The sequence below is a fragment of the Clostridia bacterium genome, assembly GCA_012840125.1.
In the GTDB taxonomy this organism is placed as follows: domain Bacteria; phylum Bacillota; class DULZ01; order DULZ01; family DULZ01; genus DULZ01.
This window is the reverse complement of sequence record DULZ01000040.1, coordinates 25,121-32,379: the sequence shown is the minus strand read 5'-3', so window position 1 is coordinate 32,379 and position 7,259 is coordinate 25,121. Positions and strand designations below refer to the sequence as shown.

At 53.8% G+C, this 7,259-nt stretch carries 7 protein-coding genes; all 7 read left to right on the top strand.

Annotation, left to right across the window (positions count from 1 at the left end; translation table 11 throughout):
- A partial coding sequence (locus GXX34_04405; protein HHW06764.1) for a 3-methyl-2-oxobutanoate hydroxymethyltransferase occupies positions 1–441 on the top strand: 441 nt, incomplete at its 5' end.
- 91 nt (positions 442–532) lie between these two features.
- Positions 533–1,582 (top strand): DctP family TRAP transporter solute-binding subunit, encoded by a 1,050-nt coding sequence (locus tag GXX34_04400; protein HHW06763.1) that lies wholly within the window; start codon positions 533–535, stop codon positions 1,580–1,582.
- A gap of 79 nt (positions 1,583–1,661) precedes the next feature.
- On the top strand, positions 1,662–2,165 hold the full coding sequence (locus GXX34_04395) for a TRAP transporter small permease (GenBank protein ID HHW06762.1): 504 nt from the start codon (positions 1,662–1,664) through the stop codon (positions 2,163–2,165).
- Complete coding sequence (locus GXX34_04390; GenBank protein HHW06761.1) at positions 2,162–3,439, top strand: TRAP transporter large permease; 1,278 nt, start codon at positions 2,162–2,164, stop codon at positions 3,437–3,439. Before GXX34_04395 ends, GXX34_04390 begins: the two co-directional genes overlap by 4 nt.
- Before the next feature lie 15 nt (positions 3,440–3,454).
- Positions 3,455–4,834, top strand: coding sequence for an FAD-binding protein (locus tag GXX34_04385; GenBank protein ID HHW06760.1), 1,380 nt, complete (start codon positions 3,455–3,457; stop codon positions 4,832–4,834).
- A 20-nt stretch (positions 4,835–4,854) separates the two neighbouring features.
- Positions 4,855–6,000: an FAD-binding oxidoreductase gene (locus GXX34_04380; GenBank protein HHW06759.1), complete on the top strand. Its 1,146-nt coding sequence runs from the start codon at positions 4,855–4,857 to the stop codon at positions 5,998–6,000.
- Positions 5,993–7,249, top strand: a complete 1,257-nt coding sequence (locus tag GXX34_04375) for a (Fe-S)-binding protein (GenBank protein HHW06758.1) — start codon at positions 5,993–5,995, stop codon at positions 7,247–7,249. Before GXX34_04380 ends, GXX34_04375 begins: the two co-directional genes overlap by 8 nt.
- Positions 7,250–7,259 lie beyond the last annotated feature (10 nt).

Sequence of the window (7,259 nt, the reverse complement as noted above, 5' to 3'; positions counted from 1 at the left end):
ATGGGTCATATCGGTCTTACGCCCCAATCCCTCGCCCAGTTGGGAGGTTTTAAAGCCCAAGGCCGTACTGCCGAAGCTGCTCTCAAACTCGTGGAAGACGCCAAAGCCATCGAACAAGCCGGCGCATCCCTCTTGTTGGTAGAAGCCGTTCCGCCGGCGGTTCTCAGCGCCATCACGAAGGCAGTCAAAATCCCCGTCATCAGTTTAGGTGCCGGCGATGATGCGGCCGGGCAATTGCTCATCGTCCACGACATTCTCGGCTTCTTTGACCGGTTCGTACCAAAATTCGTCAAGAAATACGCCAACCTGAATCAAACCATCTTGGAAGGCATCAGCCAATATGTGCAAGAAGTAAAATCCGGCCAGTTCCCGGATGAAGAACATGTCTACGGCATGAGCGAAGAAGAAAAGGCCAAATTGTTACAACTTTTAGGCAACTAGTTAATTGAACGAATGGCCGGTGTTTCCCATGAGAATGGTGACGAGGTGCACCGCACCCTATTTCAAAAAATTCGGAGAGGTGAAGCCAGTTATGTTGAAAGTCAATAAAGTGATTGCCTTGCTGATCATCATCGGTTTAGTGATGGGTTTGACCGTTGGATGTGGTGGCGGCGGCAGCCAAACCCCCAGCTCTTCCGGTGACAATTCCGGCAATGCCGCCGATGCGGCCAAGCCGTCCATGAACTTGAAAGCAGGTCACGTGTTAGCCCCCGATCATCCTTACCAGTTAGGTCTGGAGAAGTTTGCTGAGTTGGTAGCGGAAAGAACCGACGGCCGCATCAAGATCGACGTTTTCCACAGCTCCCAGTTGGGCGGCGAGCGGGAAATGATTGAAGGCTTGCAGCTGGGTACATTGGATATGACTATCGTTTTCACGGCTCCTTTAGCCGGGTTTGCTAACTCTTTCTTAGTGTTTGACCTCCCCTTTATTTTCCAGGAAAGAGATAAAGCATACCAGGTCCTGGACGGGCAAATCGGCACCGATATCCTGAATACGCTGGAGAGTGTCGGCATTAAAGGTTTGTGCTACTGGGAAAACGGGTTCCGTCATGTCACCAACTCCCAAGTGCCCGTGACCTTACCGGAGGACATGAAAGGCATGAAGATCCGCACCATGGAGAACAAGATCCACATGGCTTCCTTCCGGACCATCGGCGCGGATCCCACCCCCATGGCTTTCGGTGAACTGTTCACCGCCTTGCAGCAGAAAACCGTTGATGCCCAGGAGAACCCCATTCCCATTATCTATACATCCAATTTCTATGAAGTGCAGGACTACCTCTCCTTGACGGGCCATTTCTACGCCGCTGCTCCCCTGCTCATCAGCAAGGCCCTTTGGGACAGCCTCAGTGCTGAGGATCAGGAAATCATCATGTCCTCTGCGCTGGAAGCCAGGGATTATGAGCGGAGCCTCATCCGGCAAATGGACGAAGAATACCTTGAAATCCTGAAAGAAAAAGGAATGCAAGTCATCGAAGTTGATAAAGACAAGTGGTTTGCCGCTATGCAGCCCGTCTACGAGCAGTTTAAAGCGGAAATCGGCGAGGACGTGATCCAGAAAGTACTAGATGCCCAGAAGTAGTCATGACGCAGGGCTGAAGGAAACTCCAGCCCTGCCTCTTTCCTTAGGACACTGTTTAGTGCGATTGGAGGGATAAGCATTGGCCAAAACACAGAACGAAGTAAAGCTCCTGACTTTTCTGGACAAAGTGCAAACCGCCATCGTCGTCGCTGCCTTATCTGCCATGATTGTCGTCGTGGGGCTGCAAGTGTTTTTCCGTTTTGTGGTCAAAGGTTCCTTGCCCTGGTCGGAAGAGCTTGCCCGCTACTTGATGGTCTGGACGGTATTTATCGGGGCCAGCCTCGGTGCCAAAGAGGGCGCTCACATCGGGGTGGAAGCCTTTGTCCGCCTTTTGCCAAAAACCGTCTACAGATTCGCTTGCCTCTTAGCCGGCATTATTTCCATCATCTTTTGCATCGTCATTGCCGTATTGTCATTCAAAGTAGTGCAAGGCATTTTTAACGCCGGGCAGCTGTCCCCTGCCATGGAAATACCCATGTACTGGGCCTACGCCGCTGTGCCGGTGGGAACAGTTTTAATGGCCATCTCCTTCTTGCAAGCCACCTTGGCAAAACTCTTTGCCCCTGAGGAGGAAAGTCAATGAGTGCAATACTGTTTGGCAGTTTTATCATCCTCATCCTCTTAAACGTGCCTGTAGCGGTCAGCCTAGGACTCGCCTCCGTCATCGCACTAGCCACCGCCAAGACCGTGCCAACGATGGTAGTAGCCCAGAAGATGTTTGCCGCCACGGACTCCTTTCCTCTCATGGCCATCCCGTTTTTCATGATCGCCGGAGCGTTGATGGAAAGAGGGGGCATCTCCAAAAGACTGATCCGGTTTGCCAATTCCCTCATCGGCTTCCTGCCCGGCGGACTGGCACTGGTGACCATTCTGGCGTCCATGTTCTTTGCCGCCATTTCCGGTTCATCACCGGCCACGGTGGCCGCCATCGGTTCCATCATGATCCCAGGCATGGTCAGGCAGGGTTATTCCCTTGAATTTGCCAGTGCCACCCAAGCCAGCTCCGGATGTATCGGAGTCATCATCCCGCCCAGTATTCCCATGATCACCTACGGCGTGGTCACCGGTGCTTCCATCGGCGGGTTATTCATGGCCGACTTCATCCCCGGTCTCCTGTTCGGGTTGGCGCTGATGCTGGTGGCTTTTATGGTCAGTAAGCGAAACAATTACATCGGTTCGGAAAGACCTTCTGTAACTGAAATTTGGACTTCTTTTAAAGACGCTATTTTTGCCCTGCTCATGCCCATCATCATTCTCGGGGGCATTTACGGCGGTGTCTTTACACCCACGGAAGCGGCCAACGTAGCCGTCATTTACGGATTAATAGTAGGTTTCTTTATTTACAGAGAATTGCGCCTTAAGGACCTGGTGCCTGTCTTGCGCACCTCAGCCATTTCCACCGCCATGGTGATGCTGATTATCGCCACCGCTTCCGCTTTCGGTCTGATCCTGACCAGGGAGATGATCCCCAATGCCATTGCCCAATGGTTCATCAGCATCTCCAGCAACAAATACGTCTTCTTGCTCCTGGTCAACCTCATGCTCTTGATTGTAGGTACCTTCATGGAGACCAACGCGGCGATTATCATCCTGGCGCCTATCTTCTTCCCGGTGGCGGTGCAGATGGGCATTGATCCGATCCACTTCGGTATCATCATGGTCATCAACCTGGCTATCGGCATGATTACCCCGCCATTAGGCGTGAACCTATTTGTCGCCTGCGGCCTGAGTAAATTGACCATTGAAAGAATTGTTAAAGCCAACTGGGTCTATTTAGGTGTTACCCTGTTGACCCTCTTAATCATCTCCTACATCCCGGCCATATCGCTGTGGTTACCCAACTTACTGACTAAATAGGGAGGTAGACGGCCCATGCTCTCACAACCCATTATGGCGAAGCTGCAGCAGATTGTAGGAAAAGCAAACGTGCTCACCTCCCCCAGAGCTTTAGAAGTCTATGCTTATGATTCCTCCCCCTTTATCCATCCCCCGGAAGCGGTCGTATTTGCGGAAAATAAGGAGCAAGTAACGGCCGTAGTCAAACTCGCCGCGGAGCACTCCTTGCCCCTGGTACCCAGAGGGGCAGGGACCTGCTTAAGCGGCAGTGCCGTCCCCTGGCACGGCGGGATCTCTCTCGTCCTGACCAAGATGAACCGCATCTTGGACATCGATCCTTTGGCAGGCACTGCGCTGGTGGAGCCCGGCGTCGTCAATCTTGACCTCCAAAATGCCCTTGAGCCTTACGGCCTCATGTTTCCACCGGATCCGGCCAGCCAAAAATCCGCCACTATCGGCGGCAACATTGCCCAGTGTGCCGGGGGCATCCGGGGGGTTAAATTCGGAGTTATGAAAAACCACGTACTGGGCCTGGAAGTGGTCCTGCCGGACGGGGAGACGGTCACCACCGGCATGCTGGCTCCCGCCGGCCAGTTTGCCCCCGATTTCACCGGCATCTTCCACGGCTCCGAGGGTACTTTTGGCATTGTGACTAAAGTCCTGTTAAAACTGAGTCCCCTGCCGGAAAAGACCATGACGGCTTCGGCGGCTTTCGCCAGCCTCGATGAAGCAGGCCAAGCCGTTTCTACCATCATTGCCCAGGGGATTGTTCCTACCACCTTGGAAATGCTCGATAATACGTTAATCAAAGCCGTCGATGACTTCCTTCACTTGGGATTGCCGCGGGATGCGGAAGCGCTGCTGTTGGTGGAAGTAGACGGTTACGCCGTGGAATTGGAACGGCAAATGGATACCATCAGGAGAATCTTTGCGGAGAATAACGCCCGGGACTTTAAAATGGCCAAAGATGAGGAAGAAAGGCAAAAACTCTGGCTGGCCCGCCGTTCCGGCAACGGGGCTTTGGGCCGGATTAAACCTGCTTACATGGTGCAGGATGTGACGGTGCCGGTACATAAACTGCCGGAAATGCTGCGTTTCGTCGCTAAAGTGGCGGAGAAATACAACATCGTCATTGCCCAGATGGCCCACGCCGGTGACGGGAATCTGCACCCCCACTTGCTTTACAGCCCCGATGATCCGGAAGAATATCACCGGGTGGAAGAAGCCAGCCGGGAAATCTTCATGAAAACCCTAGCGTTAGAAGGCACCCTGACCGGGGAGCACGGTATCGGTTTGGAGAAACTGCCGTATATGCAGCACGCTTTCAGCCCGGCAGACCTGGAATTCATGGCCATTGTGAAGAAGGCCCTGGATCCGACCCTCTACTTCAACAAGGGTAAAATACTGGACCTCTAAACGGGAAAGGGATGGTAACAATGGACACTTATGAAAAGCTCTATCCTGAATCACCGGAAGCCATCTGCCAGATCATCCGTGACGCCCGGTCAGTAAAATTTGGGGTTATCCCCTGCGGCAAAGGACACCTGGTGGAACAGCTGATCGCACCCACCGGACAGCCGGTGAAATTGGTTTCCACCCTGAAACTCAACGCCATAGAGGACCTGGACGTGAATAACCTTTCCGTGAAGGTTCAAGCGGGCATGACCCTGGCGGAACTGGACCGGGCTGTGAGAGAACATAATCTTTTCCTGCCCATAACCGTCGAAAGCCACGGTCACCGTACCCTAGGCGGCCTGGTAGCTGAAGACGCCGCCGGCTATGAAAGTTATGCCTACGACACCATCCAAAACCATATCTTGGGTTTGGAATTCATCACCCCCTATGGCACCCGGGTAATGACAGGGGGCAAAACCGTCAAGAACGTGAGCGGCTACGATTTCACCCGGCTGTTCGCCCGGAGCTGGGGCACCCTGGGGATTATCACCTCCATCACCTTTAAACTGAGACCCCAGTTGGAAAAGCGCTCCGCCCTGTTAGTGCACGGCTTGCCTGGGGTAGAGGAAGCCTACCGGCTGGCCCGGGAAATCAGAGGGGCCCGAAGCAGCATCACAGCTTTAAGGATATTTAAGGCTGCCGCACCCGGCGGAGCCTGGCAGCTCGTCATCAACTTAGGCGGCTTTCAAGAGACGGTGACCGGGCACCTGGCGGCACTACAAAAACTCTGCGCCCCCTATGAACAGCAGGTATTTGATGACTGCCGCGATTTCTGGCGGCAGTACTACGAGCAAACCGTGCCGGACCGGCAAAAACTCCTCACCATCAGATGCGGCAAGAAACAAATCTGGAACCTGGCAGGCATGTTAAGCCAAGTGGTTAAACCAGATCAAAACTACTTCTGCGACATCGATCTGGGCCTAGGCGAGGTCATCATCAGCCCACCGGCAGAAGAGCGACAGCAGCTCCGGCAGCAGTTGGTGACGCTGGGCGGGGACTACGCCTTAAGCTACAGCTGGGTTAAGCCTCCAGTAGACCCGTTATATCAAAAACTGAAAGCTGCCTTAGACCCGGACCGGATTATGTTCCCCTGCCACCCATGGCTTGGAGGTGAAGACCTTGACTGAGCAAGAATTCCTGCAGCAAATACGGCGCTGCAACAGGTGCGGCTTTTGCCAAAACATTTGCCCTACTTATTACTACACCAAGAACGAAGGTTTACTCGCCCGGGGTAGAATTCGCTTGATCCGGTTAATCCAGGAAAATGCCCAGGATTGGGGTGACGACCCTGAACTGGATCAATTGCTGCGAAGCTGCCTGTTGTGCAAGGCCTGTGTGGTCAACTGCCCTTCCACCGTACCTACGGATGAGCTGGTGATCAAAGCCCGGGAGAAACTGAACCGGGCCAACGGTCTGAAGTTCCTGCACAAGGCCTTGTACCGCGGCGTCCTGTCCCGGCGCCGGCGGCTGCCGAAAGTAATGAGCCTGGCCCGCTTTTACAACAAAAGCGGCATGCGCTGGCTGGTAAGAAACACCCGCATCACCAGCCTTTTTGAGAACCTCGGTCGCTTGGAAAGCTATCTCCCGGTCGATTTGCCAAAAAGCGCCCGCAGCCGGCTGCCGGAGCTGTTGAAAAAGGTAGAGCAGCCTAAGTTTAAGATCGGGTATTTCTTAGGCTGTGCCACCGATAACTTTTTCAGCGACATCGCCGCAGCGACTATCCTCTACCTGCAGCACCTGGGTTGCGAAGTGGTGGTGCCCCCGGTCCAGTGCTGCGGCGGTCCCCACTACAGCGCCGGTGACTTGGAAGAAGCCCAGCGTTTAGCCAGAGCCAATGTCACCTATTTTATTCAGGAAAACTGCGACTACATCGTCAGCGACTGTGCCACCTGCACCTCCACCCTGAAAGAATACGCCCGTTTCTTCGGCCCGGAGGAACAGGAACAAGTACAATCCTTTACGGCAAAAGTACTGGACCTGAACCAGTTCATTGCCCGCTACTTGCCTCTCCCGGAATTAAAACCCGTAAACAAAAGGGTCACCTTTCACGACCCATGCCATCTTGTACGCGGGTTAGGCATCAAAGAGGAACCCCGTAAAATCCTGCAGAGCATTCCAGGCCTCACTTTCGTGGAAATGAAACAGGCGGACTGGTGCTGCGGCGGCGCCGGGTCATATTTCCTCACCCAAGGGGAAATGTCAAAACAAATCCTTCAGGGTAAAATAGATAACTTTATCGAAACGGGAGCGGAAGTGCTGGCCACAGCTTGCCCGGCTTGCACCATGCAGCTCTCCGCCGGGCTACAGCAAAGAGGCATCAAAGCTCAGGTCAGGCACCCCGTCCAGCTTTTGGCGGCCAGTGCAGGCATCATGTAATCGACTTAAG